The following is an 18,060-nucleotide window of genomic DNA, read 5'->3' as shown; positions in this document are numbered from 1 at the left end:
TAAAACTTTGTTCAGTTTTCAAAGGTCTACCATCTGATTAAGCGCTTACGCTCATCAGCGACTTAATTATTTTATCAAGCTGACAAGTTGATGTCAAGAACTTTTTAAAATAATTTTTCTAGCAAATCATCAAGTAAATGATAATTTGTTAGGTGATGTCTAACAGACAACTTAATTATCTTATCGAAGATGCAAGAACAAGTCAAGCACTTTTTTAAAATAATTTTTGACGTCTTGGATAAGCTGTAAGGCTTGAATCCGTTGACGCCGTTGCTCTGTCGCAACAACAAAATATATATTACCAATTAGAATAGAGGTGCGCAACCCCTTTTTACAAAAAAGTTGAATTTTTTTCAAAAAATAGCTCATTTCCTAATCCACTACTTAATTATACCCTTCTATTTCGTTATTAGAGCAAACAAAAAAGCATCAGAGACAATATCTCCAATGCTTTATATTACTTGTCTGAACTCAATTCAGGCGCATCTGTTTGATACAAGTCAACCATCGACTTATTGTCATTTTGTGCTAATAGACTTGTTCCGTTCTTAGTACGTGCTTTTTTGAGTTGTTTCAAAGCTTTACTCTTCTTATATGAGTAGTCTTTAGTATTAACCTTCTTGAACCCTGGCAACTTATGGAACCTCAAAAGATCCCCATTGATCACACGATCGGACAATGACAACTCGGTCGTTACCTTATTCGATAATTTAGCCTTCTCGGCAGAAGATATCTTCTTATCCACTTTACCAGTCTTCGTATTGTAATACGTACTACCAACCTTAGTTACCTCTGGCGTGACAAAATCACCGTTTCTGAATGCCACTACTTGCGAATGCTCACTCGATAACAAATCACTACCAAATTGGATCATGTTCTTATTACTAATTCCCAACAAATTCAACAAAGTTGGCAGAACATCGATTTCACCACCATAAGTATGGTTAATACCACCTTTTAGACCATCCATGTGAATCATAAATGGTACACGTTGGTATTGCGCATCGTTAAAGTCGTTGAAACCTTTGATTCCTGTTAACTTAGCCATAGCCTTGTTGTGATTATTAGAAATACCATAGTGGTCACCATATAATACGACCATACTATTCTTATCCAAACCTGTTTCTTGTAACCAATTCATAAATTCACCAATTGATTGATCCAAATAACGAGCCGTTTGAACGTAGCCATCAACGGTACTATCACCAGTATCAGTCTTAGAAATAGTTTGATTCTTCTTATCTAGTGTATAAGGATAGTGGTTCGTAACAGTAATCAACTTAGCATAAAATGGTTGTGGCAATTGCTCAATATATTGTGCAGAGTCTTTCAAGAAAATCTTATCTTTCATACCATAACCGATGTTATAGCTCTTCTTCTCTTTGTAATACTCTGAACTAAAGAAGTAATCGTATCCCCATGATTTATAGGCATTATCACGATTCCAGAAACTAGGAACATCCCCATGGAACGAAGCACTAGTATAACCAGCTTCTTGATCCAAAATAGCTGGAGCTGCTTGGAAGGTATTCGTCGTACCATCTGTAACCATAGCTGAACCTTCTGGCAATCCGAAGAGTGAGTTTTCTAGCATCAACTCAGCATCAGCAGTCTTACCTTGTCCAACTTGGTTAAAGAAATTATCAAAACTAATTGTGTCATCCTCATGATAGATTTTATTCAAGTTAGGAGTTACTTCTTCACCATCCCACTTAAAGTCAATCATGAATTGTTGCAAACTTTCCAAATGAATAATAAAGACGTTTTTACCCTTAGCAACGCCGGTATACTCGACATTAGGCTGAACGTAATTATTCTTCATATATTTCTCAATTGAGTCAATATCTGAACTCTTAGCTTGAGATTTAACCGCATTCGTCTTCGTTGTTTTGACCATATCATAAACATTAAAGACATTTAGTCCTAAGTACTTAACGATGTAGTTGTTATCAAAAGTTCTTGTTAAAAGCTGTGAACGGTCACTTTCGGCCAAAGTCAAATTGGCACCAAACAACAATACCGCTAAAGAACTGACCAATACTGGGATCTTCCAGTTAAGTTTTCTAATATCTACCTTGATGACATGAAAAGCCAACAATAATATCAGAATAATTATATCCGTAAAAACTAGGAAATCAGTTGGTTTCAAAATTCCCATGATACTTTTACCAAGGTTATTGGAAACTGATCCTGAACCTTTGATAAGTACCATGGTTAAAAAGTCGGAGAATTCTCGATAGTACAAAATATTGGAGAATAGCCAGACCGTATCCAAGAAATCAACAATCAGTAGAAAAATATAAGACTTTCTACCCTTCATATACAGTGAGATACCAAACAATAACAGCATCACTGGAATTGGATTGATGATCATCAAGAATGTTTGAATCGATCCCTTAACACCTAAGTTAAACTTAGTTTCATAAGCATAAATGGTTTTAAGAGTATATAAAAATACAGCCAGGATCACAAAACCCAGCCTAGTATTTAAAAAATTAGAAATACCTTTAGTAATACGCTTCATTATTTTCGCTCCATAGATTTATTAGCAACTTGTTGTTCAATTTTCGGTTTCTTCGAAACAGCAATAATCCCTAAGAACATCCCCAAATAATACGTAATAAATCTCCATAAAAACATACCCAAAACGAGACCTGAAGGAGAAGGTATAAATCCAGCAAACAATGTCTTAAAACTGAATTCCGCCCCACCTGATCCACCAGGGATTGGGAAGATTGAGACAATCATAACGATCATGATGTGCATAACTAAGACATCAACAACATTCACATGATCGCAGTTTAGTGCTAGTAAAACAAAGTAAACTACGAAGTAATACAAGAATAGCTGCAGAATTGTTAGTAAAGAAGCCTTGAGAACTTTTTTCTTCTCACGTTTCAAAACTAAACTCTCATTATAAAAACTATCAATACTACTCATAGCTGACTGTAAAATTTTATCACGTTTTTCCTCTTTGAGAAAAAATAAAACCGGTTTCAACACAATTTGTACCATTTTTTTGGTGAAATCATAGTAATACATAATCATTAACAAGAAAGAAATCGTTGCAACATGAATTACCATTCCAAAAACAATCAGCGTTGCTAATCCAGAAAAATGTTGTGCCACACTCTTAAAACTGACTAACATCGCAATAATGAAATTCACCAATACCATTAGTTGATAAATGACGAATTTCATCAATAAAACTGAACTGGCTCGTCCACCATCAATTTTTGACTGCATTAGACCAATCAATTGAGCTGGTTGACCACCAGAAGAAAAAGGTGTGATTGCGTTGAACAAAGCTTGAATCAATGGTATTCGATACATTTCCCACCAACCAAACTTACGCTCTCCTTTTTTCTTCAATAAGGTATGTAAAACCATTGCTTCAACGCCATACGATAGCAAAATTGATAAAAATGCCACCGCAAGCCAGAAATAATTTAACCCTTTAAAGGTTGAAACTAAAGAACTGAAATTGATGTCTTTGGCTTCCCACCAAAAAATACCAATTCCTAATCCCAGCATTACAAAAAGTGCTGCTATGTGTTTTCTATTCATTATTTACCCTGTTTAGCAATTTTATATTGACTCGTATAGAAATCATACCAGATTTTACTCAAATTTTCTTCTGAGTATTGTTTGGCAGCTTCCTTAGACTTTTTCTTAAAGCCTTCCAAAATAGAACGATCTTGATTAGCTTTGTTAATAAAAGCATTCATATCGGAAAAGCCATCAGCTTTTTGATAATAACCATCGATAATAGCGCGATACAATTCCAAATCTCTCAACAAGACTGGTGCACCGCAACTGAAAGCCTCTAAAACTGACATTGGGAACAATTCATCATAAGAAGGCAATAAGAATAAATCACAAATATTATAATAATTTACTAAATCGTTTCTATCAACTATTCCAGTGAATTTCATATTATCAGGCGCATTGTCGATCATATCCTTATAGCGATCATAACCATCAGTGATCTTACCAAAAGAAAAACCGCCCGCCCAAATAAATTGAATATCTGGATTAGTTTGCGCTAATTTATAAAAGTCATCGATTCCCTTACGTTCTTGAACTTGACCATCGCCAAAAACAACGAACTTATCTTCAGGAATGCCGATTTTCTTTCTAAATTCAGCTTTTTCTTCAGCTGTTTTTTCGTAAAAATTATCGGTTGAAACAAAATTAGGAATGTACTTAATTTTATCTCTATCTAGGCCATGAGCAACCAACTTATCGATAAAGGTAGGATTGACAACAACAATTTGGTCCATACGTTTATAAAAACTGATGACATATTTATAAAAAATACTGCGCGCTGGCTTTGGCAATTTGATACTACCTTCTAAGGTTTCTGGTAAAAAGTGCACGTAACCAATCTTACGACCCCTCTTTTTTGAGAAAGTCGAAGCATAAAATTGTGGGTCAATCGTATGATAATGGCTTAAATCACTCTTTGAGTAATCATTGATCTTGACCTCAAATTCATCACTAAAGTGTTCCTTCAACAAGTTGATCAATTCCTTATAGGCACTACCAACTCCTTGCCCGGCAACTTTGTCAGCTGATGAAAACATATTAATTTTAATCATTAGAATACTCCTCTGGATCAATTGATGAATCTGAAAGTTTCTCTCTTATGAAGTAATCTTCGGAACGACGGTAAAAATCAAGAATTGAATTACCGAATCCATCTGACGAAATACCATAGAGAACTTTCTTACGAGCATCACGGTCATCAAATGAATTAGGGTGTTCCAAATAAGTTTTGATTTTTGGCACTAATTGATCGTCTTCACTAAAAGTAACCCCAACTGACGGATCAGTCAATAAAGCATCTGTATACGGCGCACTTCTAACAACAATCTTTGTTCCAGAAGCAATTGCTTCAATATAAGTTAAACCTTGTGACTCAGTATCACTGGATGAAACAAATAAATTGGCCATGTGATAATAAGGTGAAATTTTATCATGCTCAACTTCACCAGTAAAAATAACATTATCACTGATACCTAAGTCCTTGCTCATTTGAACTAACTCATCCATATCTGGACCATCACCAACGATAACCAACATAACTTTCGGATTATACTTCAATAAATCTGGCATCGATTTTAACATATGATCGATTTTCTTTTCCAAAGCAATTCGACTCAACATTAAAATGACCGGCGTATCTTCAGCAATACCCAATTTTTCACGGATAGCTGAAGCATTGACTGGCTTAGTATACTCTGACAAATCAACTCCGGTCGGAATAATTGAAACCGGCGCTTTGATACCATAACGATCCATTGTCTCTTTAACTTGCTTACTAGGAGCAACTACTCCTGAAGCATTCTTTAAAAATAATCGTGTCATTTGCTTAACATGGTATGGCTTTAACAGATGTCCGTTCAATACATAATGTAAATAATCTTCATACATTGTGTGATATGTGTGAACAAATGGAATTTTGAGTTGTTTTGCAACAAATTTACCCATCATACCTAACGAGAATTCAGTTTGCGTGTGAATGATATCTAATTTTAATTCTTTAGCCAAATCGACCGCATGAAACATTCCTCGAATTGCAATCCTTCTATCAGTAAAAGATATAAAGGGAACACTAGCCAAACGGAAAATATTTGGTTCAATCGTATTCTTAGGAACATTGGGATCAGTCGTTGTAAATATATACACTGAATGACCTTTACGCTCCAAATCATTCTTCAAGGTCTGGATCGATGTAGCTACCCCACTAACTTGAGGGAAGTATGTATCGGTAAAAATTCCGATATTCATATAAACACATCTCCTCACAATACTTTATAAAGTAGATTATAACAAAAAAATGGAGGAATCACTTCCCCCACCTACGTCTTACCTTATTAATTTACTGAAACTTTGATTCTGCATCAAGAAATAGAATACTACAGCACCGATTGCAACTACGACCAACTCACCAAAGCCGACTGTAACGAAGTTAAGCCAAAATGGCAACTTCAAAATAAAATGAAGCTCTGCTCCAACAATAATTCCATTGACCACGGCACAGACAACTGGAACGGCCCATAAAAATTTGTTATCAGCAGGAATTCTAGTAATAATTAGACAAGCAATAGCAGTTGCCAATGTTCCTAAAATCAAATCAGCCACTCCCAATGAAGCACTGAAAATATTAGAAACAAAACATCCCACGATCAACGACCAACTATACTTATGATTAAAAAATGGCAATAACATCAAAATCTCGGAAACACGGAATTGAATTTGACCATAAGAAAATGCTGAAATTCCTGGAGCAATCGTCACAGCTACGTACAAAGCTGCAATCAATGCTAATTGTGTAATATCTCTTGTTTTTAAATTACTCAAAGTAAAACCTCCACTGTTTTAATTTCATAGCAGGTTACCAGTGCAAACTGCCTTTAATAGGTTATCTTATTTTGTCTATACTAGCAAGTAACAAAAAAGCCTAGGAATCATCCCAGGCAATTAATTAGTCTAAAGTACCACGAACGCGTAATTGTTCATCAATCAAATCAAGAACCTTTTGACGGTCTTCAGGATTTTCAACGAAGTCATACTTGTCGCCGTCAATCTTCATCTTAGGACTGTAATCATAGTCATCATACCAACCGTCATAACGTGAAAGTAAGTTATGGTAGTATTCTGGCAAAGTTGGATCTTGTTCTGGTTGTTCATATGAACGCCCACGTTTTTCGATACGGTGAATCATTGTGTCGTATGAAATATCCAAGTGAACTAGCAAATCTGGAGCTTTTTTAGCAGCAGCGTATGGTAGTTCTTGCATCATGTTAGCTAACAATTCATCATAAACTTTTACTTCTTGTGGTGTAGCACGTCCCATATCAGCATTCATATGGAAGAATAGTGAATCTTCATAAATTGAACGGTCCAAAACATTATTGTCTTGTACCATAGCTTTCTTGATTGATTCAAAACGCTTGTTTAAGAAGTAGATTTGCAATAAGAAGGCATACTTCTTAGGGTCTTTATAAAATAGTGGCAAAACTGGGTTATTATCAACTTGTTCATAGAAAGCCTCTGTTCCTAAATGTTCTGATAACACCGTAGCCAATGAACTCTTACCGGCTCCAATTGCGCCGCTCAATACGATCATCATTATTATCCTCCAATAAGTGAATTAAATTTATCTATTAGTTTCTAAAAAAACAACATTCACTATAATATCACTTATATTCTAGATATTGTATAGATTTCTAAAATTTCACAAGATATGGTATTAGTGAGAGCGGATAACTTCCTATTCATCAGGCTTTTGTGACTTAAAATTAATTTATTAATAATTTTCTTCACTACCCTGTTTTAAAGATATCATTTCTCTTATAATTAACTATGTAATCTATAGAAAGGGGAAAAGAAATGGGGAAAAAATTACACACTTTTTTGGCTGCTTTTGTAGCTGCTCTGGGACTAGTCATTTTAGTTTTTGCTAGTCACCCTAGCGAAGCTCAAGCGGCTGAATATCAAACTAATGATTTATTGAGCGGAATTTCGATAAAACAAAAAAATTATGGTACAGCTAGCGATATAAATCTGACTCTTGATTGGGACGCTAAAGATATAGAACTGCATGACGGTGATACTTGGAAAATACAATTTCCAGATACATTAAAAGTCACCCGAAGTGAAACTATTCCACTTTATGATGATGCAGGTGCCTTAATTGGTACTGGTGTATTAGATCCAAAATCTAATACTTTAACAGTTACTTTTAACGAACAAATTGAGAATCAAAAAGATTTCAAAGGTTCAATTAGTATCTTGACAGGAATTGGTCCTGGAAAAGATGCAAATATTGGTAATAATAATGTTATCATCGGAAATTTTAATGATAATATGACAATCATTTCATCAGATGCTGACTTCTCAAAAAAAGGAGTCATCGGTACTGACGAAAATGGTGATGCCATCATTACTTGGACGATTCTTGCTAATCGCAATAGTGCTGAAATGCCTAATCTAAAAATAATCGAAAACAACATTAACGATGATCAAACTTTCATCAAGGGTTCAGTTAATGTTTATGAGGCTAGTTGGACATCGCCTGGTTATTATAAAAAGGGGTATCAATTAAATAGTTCTGAATATACATACACTGAGGATGGTAATGGTTTTATCATCAACGGTCTTCCCAAAGATAATCAATTTTATGCTGTTACTTTCCAAACAAAAATCAATGATTCTGATAATGCAACAAATGGTCATAAGTTCAAAAATCACGCTGATTTCACTTGGGGTAATGGCTCAAGTACCGGTACAAATATGGCAGCCGCTGACGGTAGTGTAACTGGTAACTCTAATTCTGGTAGTGGTAACGGTAACAATATCTTAGGTTCAGTTGTTTTGACTAAAACTAGTGCCGATGAGAATAATACTTTGATTCCTGGTGCCACTTACAGTCTTTACAGAAAAGACGCTAATGAAGATACTTTGATTCAATCAGATTTAGTAACTGACGCTAATGGTCAAATTACAGTTGATAAATTACCTGCTGGTGATTATTACTTCGTTGAAACATCTACTCCAGATGGTTATCAACAAAATCCAAATGAAATTCCATTTACAATCACTGGTCAAACAACGACTGCTGTTCAAGTTGAGACTAAAGATGAACCTGTTGGCTCCAAAGAAGGTTCAATCATTATTCAAAAACTCGATGCTGCAACTGGTTATCGTTTAGCAGGTGCTGAATTCGACGTAATCGATGCTGACACTAACGAAGTAATCGGTCATATCACAACCGACCAACTTGGTTATGGTCACATGTATAACATCCCTTATGGAAATTATATTTTAAGGGAAACTAAAGCCCCTGATGGGTACATTTTAAACAACAAGGATATTACCTTCACTATCAATGATGAAACCCAAGCGCCTGCAATCATCTCAATTTATAACGAAAAAGAAACTGGTGGCGATGGTAACTTTAGTGCTTCCATGATCAAATACGATGCCGATTTATTACACGAAGAAAAAGTCGGAGTCGCTGGTGCTGAATATACGCTTTACGATACTGATGGTACCGCATTAGGTGTTTTCCAAACTAATGATGAAGGTGTCATCAAAGTTGATAATCTAAACCCTGGTAGCTATTACTTCCTTGAAACTAAAGCTCCAGACGGATATGATATCAACCCTGAAAAGATTGAATTCACTATTACTGATAGTGACATTGAATTAGGTACTCTTGAAACTTCTGATCCTAAATTAACTGGCGGTTCCGGTGGTGGCGAAACACCCGGAACTGACGGTAACGGAAATGAAGGAAAAGATCCTGATCCAGACGAAAACGGCAATACTGAAAACCCTGATCCCGATGGCAATGGGAATGAAGGCAATACTGAAAATCCCGATACTGACGGTAATGGTGATGGCGACAACAACGGTGGTGTAATTGTTGACCCAGAAAATCCTGGTTCTAGCAATAACAGCAACGATAACGAAGGCGGATTAATTACTAATCCAATCAATCCTGGAGACGCCAATAACGGTTCTGACAGCTCAAGTGATCTTCCTCAAACTGGTGAAAAAACTAGTTTGACAGCTACTTTCTTGGGCTTAGTATTGCTATCCGGAATTGTCTACTTCAAACGTCGTAACGCTTAATAAGTCAAAAAAATAGACTGAGAAATTAATCTCGGTCTATTTTTTTGCTCTAAAAAGCTCCACCACCGGAACCTCCACCAAATCCTCCTGATGAACCGCCAGAAAAACCACCTGATCCACCACTGATACTTGATGAACTTCCAGCAATGCCACCACCAGCACTGATTGCACCGATGAAGGCAGATTCAAAGCCATTCTTTGAACCTAAGAAACTAGTTGCTCCAATGTAATATGGAATTATCATAGAATCGTTAATTTGCTCGGTAGTGAAGTTTACCTTCAAGGCCTTAATAACTTTATCCGAAACTCCGAAAGCGACTGCATAAGGCAAGAATTGCTCCCAGAGAATCAAATCTCCGACCTCTGCCATCTTAATATCGTCAATATCAGAAAGCATGCGTTTGAAAGCTTTAATTTCATTAACCTTTTGTTCTCCTAAATCAGTATAAGGAGTAATCTTTCTTTTTGCCATCCACAGCATGACCCAAGAAAGAATTGTAATTATTACGTAGACTATCCCTAAAATTAATAGTTTTTTGCCAAAAATTGCCGCAATGATAAACATCAGGAATAAAATACCCGGAATTACTATTGCAGTTAAGCGGAAATTATCAACGATACGCATATTTTCTAAATCGAGATACTTTTCACGCCCTTTAGCAGCATCTTTAGACCAAGTTTCAAAATTCTGTACGATATCATTTTTAGCAGTGTGATACCCTTTGGCCGCAGTCTTGATCTGTTTCAACGTAACCTTTTTGCCATCCCCGATATTTTCAATCAAGAATTTGAAAAACGGATTAGTTGGTGGCACTAAAGCAGTAATTTCATACGTCTTTTTAACTTTTTTAATAGCCATCCGTCTCTTACCCACTTCATACAACAGATCAGCCGTCAATGACAAACTATCAGCTTTATCGCTACGATCAAGAATTACCTTTGCCATACTAGGTAAGAACTTAGGTTCATCGAAGAAATGATACAAAGGTGTCGGATGAAAATGCTTATTGCCAGGATTTTTTTTGATACTAATCAAACGTGCAATAAGGATTCCCGCAACGATTAAATAGCCAAAGGTCATTAAAACAATATAAATCCATTTTTTACGTTCTCGACTAGCATTCGCATCTAAAGCTAATTGCTTTTCATGGTTGAGAACTTTTTGTTTGATTTTTTTATTGACTATCTTGGGGTTATCGGCTGTTACCGTTGTTGGAAAGAGCATTTCTGTTTCCACAAATTGTCCTTCAGGAACAGTTTCAATTGTCATTTTGACAGAGCCATTTTTCCGATCAACCTTTGTATATCCGTCTAATGGTCCGTGTGTCCAAGCTTGTAACTTGGGAATATTCTTTTGTGGCAAATTGACCTTTAAAACAACGTTATGTAAATCTTTTTGCCAACCATCGCCGATTATTTTCCAATTTAGTCGCGCCGTATCAGTGTAATTAGTAATAGCCCCTAATAAATGATACTTATAAATATAAGTCAGTTTTTCCGTAGATGCTGAATGATAAACTTTGATATTCACTTTATCTTGGGTCTTATCAACTTTAAAGGAATTATTTAGTCCGGAATTATTTTGAGTCAATTGTTTAGTCGTATAACCATCGTCGATATAAACTTCGGGCGGCGTGATGCCATTGATTCCAGCAATATCCTGATTATAGTAAACTCCCTTGAAGTCACCATCAAACTGATAGGTGATTTTTTGCGTTAAATCAATATCACCATTTTTTTGGACGTCTGCTGTAGCGTTATACTTCTCTATTTGGTAATCGCCATCAGCTTTGACCGTTGAAGTCATTGTAAACATCAGCAACAATCCAAAAACTAGACTCCAAATACCCCAAATTTTCTTCATCGTATCCCCCAGTAAACTTAATATCCTAATTTTACCATATTAGGATTGTCGATAAGTTACTTGCATCTTAGTAGCATCAAATCTAGCCCAAGCGCCTATCGGAGTAGTCATCATTGGCACCGTATGACAGGAATCAAAATCATAGATTATCGGTAAATCACGATTCCCCAATACCTCTAAAAGAATATCTATCGGTTTGCGTCCCGTGTGCAAATCATCAAATAAGGCGTGTTTTCCCAAAACCATTCCTTTTACTTGATCAAAAGTACCGAAATTCTTTAACATCGAAAAGTTTTTTTCAATAATTGAAGCATCTTTTTCAGCGTCTTCAATGAATAACAAATCGTCTTTAGTATATTTAGGGAAATACTTGGAACCCAAAATTCCAGACATCGTGTTTAAGTTTCCACCGACAATTCTTCCCTCTAATATCGGTTGTTTTATGTAATGCCATTGATTTTGTACCATTTTTTTAGGTCGCTGGTAATCTTCCCAATTGATTGCCTCATCGGTCCAAAATTTTGGTGCCGTTAATTCTACTTCTCGATTGTTTAAAACTTGTTCAAAACTTTGCCAGGTGTAATCAATGATTTCCTTAGCATCCCCAAATGAAGCCACTAAAGCTGGTCCATAAAGTACTTTGCAAGCTGGTGCCTGAGTAGAAATCGCTAATAACAAAGCTGTTGCATCTGAATAACCAACAATAGTTTTAGGATGTTTTTGTAAATAATCATAATCAATTTTGTCTAGAATAGAATTAGTGACCAATCCTCCAATCGTTGCCATCAAAACATCAATTGTTTCATCATGAATCAACTGATTGATCTCATCAGCTCGAGCCTGGATACTACCAGAACGATAGAAATCGCTCTTCTGTGTCAACGAACCAGCTTGTAATTCTATTCCTTTACTAGTTAAGAAATCTTTGGCTCGTTGAAACCTTTTTGGCGAAAGATAAGTAATTGGTGTTGAAGATGAAAAATAGCCTATCTTCATAATAATCCTCCCTTGATTAATAATTATTTTACTACTTATCACCTAACAAAAAATGCAAAAAAAAAGAGAAACTAGTACGCATTTTTCATAACACGTCTAATTTCTCTTTCTTGATCACGTTTCTTAATTGTTTCACGTTTATCGTACTGTTTCTTACCTTCGGCGATACCAATCAATACTTTAGCAAAACCATGCTTTAAGTAAACTTTCAAAGGAACTACTGTGATTCCTTTTTCTTGAATACTTGAAGTAATCTTACGAATTTCTTTTTTATGGAGCAACAATTTACGATTACGTAAAGGATCATGATTAAAGATATTTCCTTGATCATAAATGCTAATGTTAACATTCTCTAACCAAAGTTCGCCATTTCGAGCTTGGACGAAACCATCTTTAATGTTCATCTTGCTGGCACGAACGGATTTGATTTCTGTTCCTGTCAAAGCGATTCCTGCTTCATAAGTTTCTAAAATATTGTAATCATGGCGCGCCTTACGATTGTTAGCTACTTCATTAGCAGCTTTAGTATGATGTTTCTTCAACAGAATCACCGTCTTTCGTATTTACCACGTCTCTTATGGTTTTTGTTTCCATTACTATTATTGTTTCTATTGCCATGACCTCTGTGATCATTGTGACGACCATGACCGCCACGACCTCTGCCATGTTGCATTGAACGTTTCTTCTTAAATTCAGCTTCACGTTTGTCAGCTTGTTCTTGTTCTTCTGGAGTTAGTACACGTTCAAAGTCAATTTGTCTGTGTTCAACATCCGCTCTGATCAACTTAACTTTGATTGGTTGACCAACTTTAAAAGTCTTACCAGTTCCACGACCGTGCATTGACATACTCTTTTCGTCAAATTCGTAGAAGTCGTCTTTCATGTTAGAAATGTGAATCAAACCTTCAACGGTATTATCCAATTGAATGAACATTCCAAAACTAGTTACTGAACTAACAACAGCATCAAAAGTATTTCCAACTTGGTCAGCCATGTATTCAGTCTTCTTCAAATCATCAACAGCACGTTCAGCATTGATAGAAATTCTTTCACGACTTGAAGTATGTTCAGCAATTTCTTGAAGCTTGTTGCTCCACTTAGCTTGTTCATCGTCAGTAAAGCCATGTTCAGCATAACTGTGAATCATACGGTGAACCGTTAAGTCAGGGTAACGTCTGATTGGTGAAGTAAAGTGTGTGTAATACTTAGCAGCCAAACCAAAGTGACCTAATGGTTCATCAGAATATCTAGCTTGTTGTAAACTTCTCAACAACATAATTGTAACAACCTGTTCTTCAGGGGTTCCGACAACATCAGATAAAACATTTTGGAACATCTTTGGTGTGATTTCTTTCAAGTTACCTTTAACTTGGACACCCATTGCAGCAGCAAATTCAAAGAAGTTCTTGATTTTTTCTTCATCAGGTTTTTCGTGGACACGATATAAGAATGGTACATGTTTAACATTGTAATGTTCAGCGACTGTTTCGTTAGCAGCTAACATGAATGATTCGATCATCTTTTCAGAAGTTCCACGTTCTCTTAACTTGATGTCGATTGGCTTACCGTTTTCATCAACGATGATTTGTGCTTCTGTTTCTTCAAAGTCGATAGCACCACGTTGGTGACGTTTGTTGAAGAGAATTTCGTGAAGCTGCGCCATTTGTTTCAACATTGGAACTAATGGAGAATATTCTTCAGTTAATTCTTCGTCACCCTTCAAAATTTCGTTAACATTATTATAAGTCATACGATATTTTGATTGGATAACACTTGGGTAAATTTCATGTTTAACGACATTACCTGAGTGGTCAATTTCCATTTCACAAGTCAAAGCTAGACGGTCTTCACCAGGGTTCAATGAACAGATTCCGTTTGACAATCTAAATGGCAACATTGGAATTACTCGATCAACTAAATAAGTACTTGTCCCACGAGCGTAAGCTTCTTCATCTAGTGGAGAACCTTCTTTGACATAATGCGTAACATCGGCGATATCAACTTCTAGATGGAAGTTACCATTTGGCAACATGTCCAAACCGACCGCATCATCAAAGTCTTTTGAATCATCCCCATCGATTGTGATAACCATATTCTTAGTCAAATCTTTACGACCAACACGATCTGAGTCTAAGACGTGATCAGGAATACTTTCGGCTTCTTTTAAAACTTCGTTAGGGAATTCTGGATTGATGTCATTGTCGACCACGATTGACATGATATCGACACCGGGGTCATTTTTGTTACCGATGATTTCAAGAGCAGTACCTTCCATACTTTGAGGGTGCTTGTCGTTTGGATATTCATCGATAGAAACTTGTACCATGTCACCCATTTGTGGATGCAATCCTTTGTCAGAAATAAAAATCATGTATGCAGCAATTTTCTTCTCATGACTTTGAACGTAGCCATAGTGGCCTGTCTTTTCAACTTGTGAATCACTGTAAGGGTGGAATTCACCAACAGCTTTAGTCAATGATCTTTCAACGATTTTAGTGATCTCACCTTCTGGTCCTTTGTCGATCCAAGGGTTAGATGGTTTAGTGATCTTCACTTCAACTGTATCGCCGTTGACCGCGTGGAGTGTGTTGTCTCTGGAAATAAAGGCATCAGGGTCGACTTCATCGTATCTAACGAAACCAAAGCCCTTATCGTTTCCTTTAAAAGTTCCTTCAACCACAGTTTCTGGTGTGGCCATCTTGAACTCATCTTTGTTGGTCAAAGTAATCTTACTTTCACCTTCTAGGACAGCTAGAGATTTAACAACACGTTTGAAAGCTGAAGCCCCATGCATTCTTAAAATGTCTTCGATCTGTTCTGACTTGTAACGACGATCGGGGTTGCTTCTAAAAACCTCTAAGATGTCCGCAATTAATTTATTTTCTTTATCTGGCATTTCTATCCTCAATTATTTTCTAAAAAATTTAACACGTCACTCTGCAATTGATTATGAGCGCGGTTGATAGTTAAAACATGCCCTGCATCGTAAAAATGTAGCTGTGATGTTTTAACGTCTTGAGCTACTAATTTAGCAGCTTCTGGATTTACTAATTTATCACTCGTACCTTGACCAATGAAATATGGTCGTTTTATTTCAGCCAACTTTTCAGTCACACCAACGGAAGTTTTTTGAATCGACATTATTTTGTTATCGATTTTTGATCTAACGACTCTCATCTTGGCGTCTAATTCCACATCAGTTAGTTCCTGTTGTAAAGAATACACCTTTTTAGCATACGTCATAAAGGCTGATTTAATGTCTTTGAACTCTTGATTATACAAAGGTGAGCCAAAAACTCCCCCTGCAATTACATCCGGGTTTTCTTCAAGTGCTTGGGTCGCAAAAATCGCACCTAGTGACAATCCAAAAACATAAATCTTGGTCTTTTGTTTTTGCTTTAAAAAGTCAATTGAAGCCTGTGTTTGTTGCCACCACTGATCTGGACCACCTTTTTCCAAAATATCCAAAGGTTCATCAGTTCCATGGCCAACTAGCATCGGAGCGTAGGCCGAAAAATTATTTCTCTGTAAAAATCTTCCTAATAGCCGCATGTCATTGGATGTCCCTGAAAAAGAATGTAACAACAACACTGCGCTAGTTCCACCGTCAAAATAAAATGGTTGTGGTCGTAAAATTTTCATTCGTAGCTCCTTATAACAAAAAACCTCCTGAGTAACTTTCAGGAGGATAAATTGCTTAGTGAGATGATAAGTAAACTAGTATCAATGAACAAACAAAAAATAATACTAGTAAAACGTAGGTAACCTTAACCATGAAGGCTTCAAAACCACGTTTCTTCTGGTTGCTGAATAGGTCACCACCACCACCGGACAATGCATTCAAAGCATCTTGTTGCTTAGTTGGTTGCATTAATACGGCAATGATTATCAAAATGGATACTATTATCAACAATGTTTCGATAATGTTATACACCTGTAAAACCTCCGTTCATGGTGTTGAAAGCTGAAATCACTCCTAAAACAATAACATAAAAGTGGTCAAATTTCTAGTGCATACCTTGAATCAAGTCTTGCAATTTTTGAGATATTTTTGCTCGTTGACCGGCATTGACCATGAAGACGATTCGATCCCCTGCTTTGATCATTGTATCACCACGAGGAATCAATTGTCTCTCACCACGGTAAACCGCAATCACTAAAATATCTTTTGGAAAAGGAATATCACGAATGTATTTTCCATCGATCGAACTACCTTCATAAATTGGTACCTCTAGTCGATCATTAAACTTGCTGACCCGATTCAAATATTCTGAATTGAGATTTAAACGTTCCTTTAAAGCTTCATAAATTGGGGCACCATTCAATAAATCAACCACAATGTAAGCCACTAATGACAAAACGGCCAATGGCATCAAATGTTTTAAAGAGCCAACCATTTCTGTGACTAAAATAATTGCTGTAAATGGTGCTTTACCAATACAAGCAAAGTAACCAGCCATCGCAAAGATAATCAAGTTACTTTCAAAATAAATTGGCAACAAGCCGAGTTGATTCATAAAGACGGCATAGATTGCTCCAATGATAGCACCGAGATTCAAGATTGGTAAAAAGATTCCACCTGGAAGTCCTGAACCATAAGAGATCATTGAAAAGACAAATCTCAAGAACAACAAGCCCATTAGAAATAACAGACCACCTTTGAATTTGTCCAAGTTGACGATAACTTCATTACCACCACCGATAAATTGCGTGTACATCATTCCTAAGGGAACAATTAGAATCAACGGGATTATTCCGTGGATATAACGTGGTAAACGAGTCTTAGCAAAAACTGCTGGCATTGATAAGGTACAAATTTGATACAGGCGACCCATCAAGCCTAAAATGATACCTAAAATAATCAAATGCCAATAATATTTAACTGGCAAACTAAATTGATAAGGCACTTGCAAAACCGGTTGTAATCCAAAAACGTATAACGCCACTAAATTAGCACTAACTGCACTAGCTAAAGAAGTAATCCACACCATCGGTGAAAAATTGTGATAAACTTCTTCCAAAACAAACATCGCTCCAGCAATCGGTGCACTAAAGGCAGCAGACAAACCAGCCGCAGCACCACTAGCAATAAGGACTCTTTGATTAACACCTTTATTATCATGTGTTAAATCACCAACCCCTTGACCAACAGCTGAGCCTAATTGAATTGAAGGACCTTCACGACCTAAGAATAAACCTGGTCCAATACAAAGAATTCCTCCAACAAATTTTCTCCACAAAATTGACCACCAATTTAGATGCATTTCCCCACCTAATTGAGCTTCAACTTGTGGAATACCTGAACCCGATATATTGGGTTCTTTTTTGACTAAATATCCGACAAACAGTCCGATAATAATCATCAAGCCTAATAACGACAAAACTAATAGAGAATTATTTCGTGCCGCAACATAAAGACCTTGATAAAACTTTAGAGAATGCGCAATCGACCACCGAAACATACTAACTAAAATCCCGGAGATGACTCCAACTAAAACTCCCTCTAAAGTCAGTCTTAACTTCTCATTATCTGTAACAGCTACTTTCATGATTCT

Annotated in this window: 14 protein-coding genes; 1 reads left to right on the top strand and 13 read right to left on the bottom strand. The window is 36.4% G+C overall.

The window, feature by feature from the left end:
* Positions 1–457: 457 nt before the first annotated feature.
* The 6 genes from FFM65_RS09465 to FFM65_RS09440 form a co-directional block, all read right to left on the bottom strand.
* Entirely contained in the window at positions 458–2,524 is a 2,067-nt protein-coding gene (locus tag FFM65_RS09465) for an LTA synthase family protein (RefSeq protein WP_119318506.1), read from the bottom strand.
* The gene (locus tag FFM65_RS09460) at positions 2,524–3,567 is read right to left on the bottom strand and encodes a lysylphosphatidylglycerol synthase transmembrane domain-containing protein (RefSeq protein ID WP_119318505.1); all 1,044 of its coding nucleotides are present in this window, start codon (positions 3,565–3,567) and stop codon (positions 2,524–2,526) included. The genes FFM65_RS09465 and FFM65_RS09460 overlap by 1 nt, the downstream gene beginning before the upstream one ends.
* Positions 3,567–4,601, bottom strand: coding sequence for a glycosyltransferase family 4 protein (locus FFM65_RS09455; protein WP_119318504.1), 1,035 nt, complete (start codon positions 4,599–4,601; stop codon positions 3,567–3,569). Before FFM65_RS09455 ends, FFM65_RS09460 begins: the two co-directional genes overlap by 1 nt.
* Entirely contained in the window at positions 4,594–5,793 is a 1,200-nt protein-coding gene (locus FFM65_RS09450; protein ID WP_119318503.1) for a glycosyltransferase family 4 protein, read from the bottom strand. Before FFM65_RS09450 ends, FFM65_RS09455 begins: the two co-directional genes overlap by 8 nt.
* A gap of 78 nt (positions 5,794–5,871) precedes the next feature.
* Positions 5,872–6,366, bottom strand: a complete 495-nt coding sequence (locus FFM65_RS09445) for a QueT transporter family protein (protein ID WP_119318502.1) — start codon at positions 6,364–6,366, stop codon at positions 5,872–5,874.
* A 124-nt stretch (positions 6,367–6,490) separates the two neighbouring features.
* On the bottom strand, positions 6,491–7,135 hold the full coding sequence (locus tag FFM65_RS09440; protein ID WP_010020467.1) for a deoxynucleoside kinase: 645 nt from the start codon (positions 7,133–7,135) through the stop codon (positions 6,491–6,493).
* 263 nt (positions 7,136–7,398) lie between these two features.
* Here FFM65_RS09440 and FFM65_RS09435 point away from each other — a divergent pair, with 263 nt between their 5' ends.
* A complete protein-coding gene (locus FFM65_RS09435; protein ID WP_119318510.1) occupies positions 7,399–9,645 on the top strand; it encodes an LPXTG cell wall anchor domain-containing protein in 2,247 nt (748 codons plus the stop codon).
* A 49-nt stretch (positions 9,646–9,694) separates the two neighbouring features.
* Here the strand turns inward: FFM65_RS09435 and FFM65_RS09430 are convergent, their stop codons facing one another.
* The 7 genes from FFM65_RS09430 to FFM65_RS09400 form a co-directional block, all read right to left on the bottom strand.
* Positions 9,695–11,509, bottom strand: coding sequence for a DUF2207 domain-containing protein (locus FFM65_RS09430; RefSeq protein WP_119318501.1), 1,815 nt, complete (start codon positions 11,507–11,509; stop codon positions 9,695–9,697).
* Between the two features lie 39 nt (positions 11,510–11,548).
* Positions 11,549–12,505, bottom strand: a complete 957-nt coding sequence (locus tag FFM65_RS09425; protein ID WP_119318500.1) for a S66 family peptidase — start codon at positions 12,503–12,505, stop codon at positions 11,549–11,551.
* Between the two features lie 71 nt (positions 12,506–12,576).
* Positions 12,577–13,047, bottom strand: coding sequence for an SsrA-binding protein SmpB (gene smpB, locus FFM65_RS09420; protein ID WP_010020471.1), 471 nt, complete (start codon positions 13,045–13,047; stop codon positions 12,577–12,579).
* A 5-nt stretch (positions 13,048–13,052) separates the two neighbouring features.
* Positions 13,053–15,401: a ribonuclease R gene (gene rnr / locus FFM65_RS09415; RefSeq protein WP_119318499.1), complete on the bottom strand. Its 2,349-nt coding sequence runs from the start codon at positions 15,399–15,401 to the stop codon at positions 13,053–13,055.
* Positions 15,402–15,409: 8 nt separating this feature from the next.
* The gene (locus FFM65_RS09410; protein ID WP_119318498.1) at positions 15,410–16,147 is read right to left on the bottom strand and encodes an alpha/beta hydrolase; all 738 of its coding nucleotides are present in this window, start codon (positions 16,145–16,147) and stop codon (positions 15,410–15,412) included.
* A 55-nt stretch (positions 16,148–16,202) separates the two neighbouring features.
* Complete coding sequence (gene secG, locus FFM65_RS09405; protein WP_010020475.1) at positions 16,203–16,439, bottom strand: preprotein translocase subunit SecG; 237 nt, start codon at positions 16,437–16,439, stop codon at positions 16,203–16,205.
* Positions 16,440–16,512: 73 nt separating this feature from the next.
* On the bottom strand, positions 16,513–18,054 hold the full coding sequence (locus FFM65_RS09400; RefSeq protein WP_119318497.1) for a ClC family H(+)/Cl(-) exchange transporter: 1,542 nt from the start codon (positions 18,052–18,054) through the stop codon (positions 16,513–16,515).
* Positions 18,055–18,060: the final 6 nt, after the last annotated feature.

Source organism: Companilactobacillus formosensis (assembly GCF_005405305.1).
Lineage (GTDB): Bacteria > Bacillota > Bacilli > Lactobacillales > Lactobacillaceae > Companilactobacillus > Companilactobacillus formosensis.
The sequence above is the reverse complement of the archived record's forward strand: the minus strand, read 5'-3'. Positions and strand labels throughout refer to the sequence as shown.

What these genes read in the sequence shown, in the direction of transcription:
- FFM65_RS09430 (WP_119318501.1), bottom strand. Translation starts at nt 11,509, where the DNA reads ATGAAGAAAATTTGGGGTATTTGGAGTCTAGTTTTTGGATTGTTGCTG.
- FFM65_RS09460 (WP_119318505.1), bottom strand. Translation starts at nt 3,567, where the DNA reads ATGAATAGAAAACACATAGCAGCACTTTTTGTAATGCTGGGATTAGGA.
- FFM65_RS09435 (WP_119318510.1), top strand. Translation starts at nt 7,399, where the DNA reads ATGGGGAAAAAATTACACACTTTTTTGGCTGCTTTTGTAGCTGCTCTG.
- FFM65_RS09465 (WP_119318506.1), bottom strand. Translation starts at nt 2,524, where the DNA reads ATGAAGCGTATTACTAAAGGTATTTCTAATTTTTTAAATACTAGGCTG.
- rnr (WP_119318499.1), bottom strand. Translation starts at nt 15,401, where the DNA reads ATGCCAGATAAAGAAAATAAATTAATTGCGGACATCTTAGAGGTTTTT.
- FFM65_RS09450 (WP_119318503.1), bottom strand. Translation starts at nt 5,793, where the DNA reads ATGAATATCGGAATTTTTACCGATACATACTTCCCTCAAGTTAGTGGG.
- FFM65_RS09400 (WP_119318497.1), bottom strand. Translation starts at nt 18,054, where the DNA reads ATGAAAGTAGCTGTTACAGATAATGAGAAGTTAAGACTGACTTTAGAG.
- FFM65_RS09440 (WP_010020467.1), bottom strand. Translation starts at nt 7,135, where the DNA reads ATGATCGTATTGAGCGGCGCAATTGGAGCCGGTAAGAGTTCATTGGCT.
- FFM65_RS09425 (WP_119318500.1), bottom strand. Translation starts at nt 12,505, where the DNA reads ATGAAGATAGGCTATTTTTCATCTTCAACACCAATTACTTATCTTTCG.
- FFM65_RS09455 (WP_119318504.1), bottom strand. Translation starts at nt 4,601, where the DNA reads ATGATTAAAATTAATATGTTTTCATCAGCTGACAAAGTTGCCGGGCAA.
- FFM65_RS09410 (WP_119318498.1), bottom strand. Translation starts at nt 16,147, where the DNA reads ATGAAAATTTTACGACCACAACCATTTTATTTTGACGGTGGAACTAGC.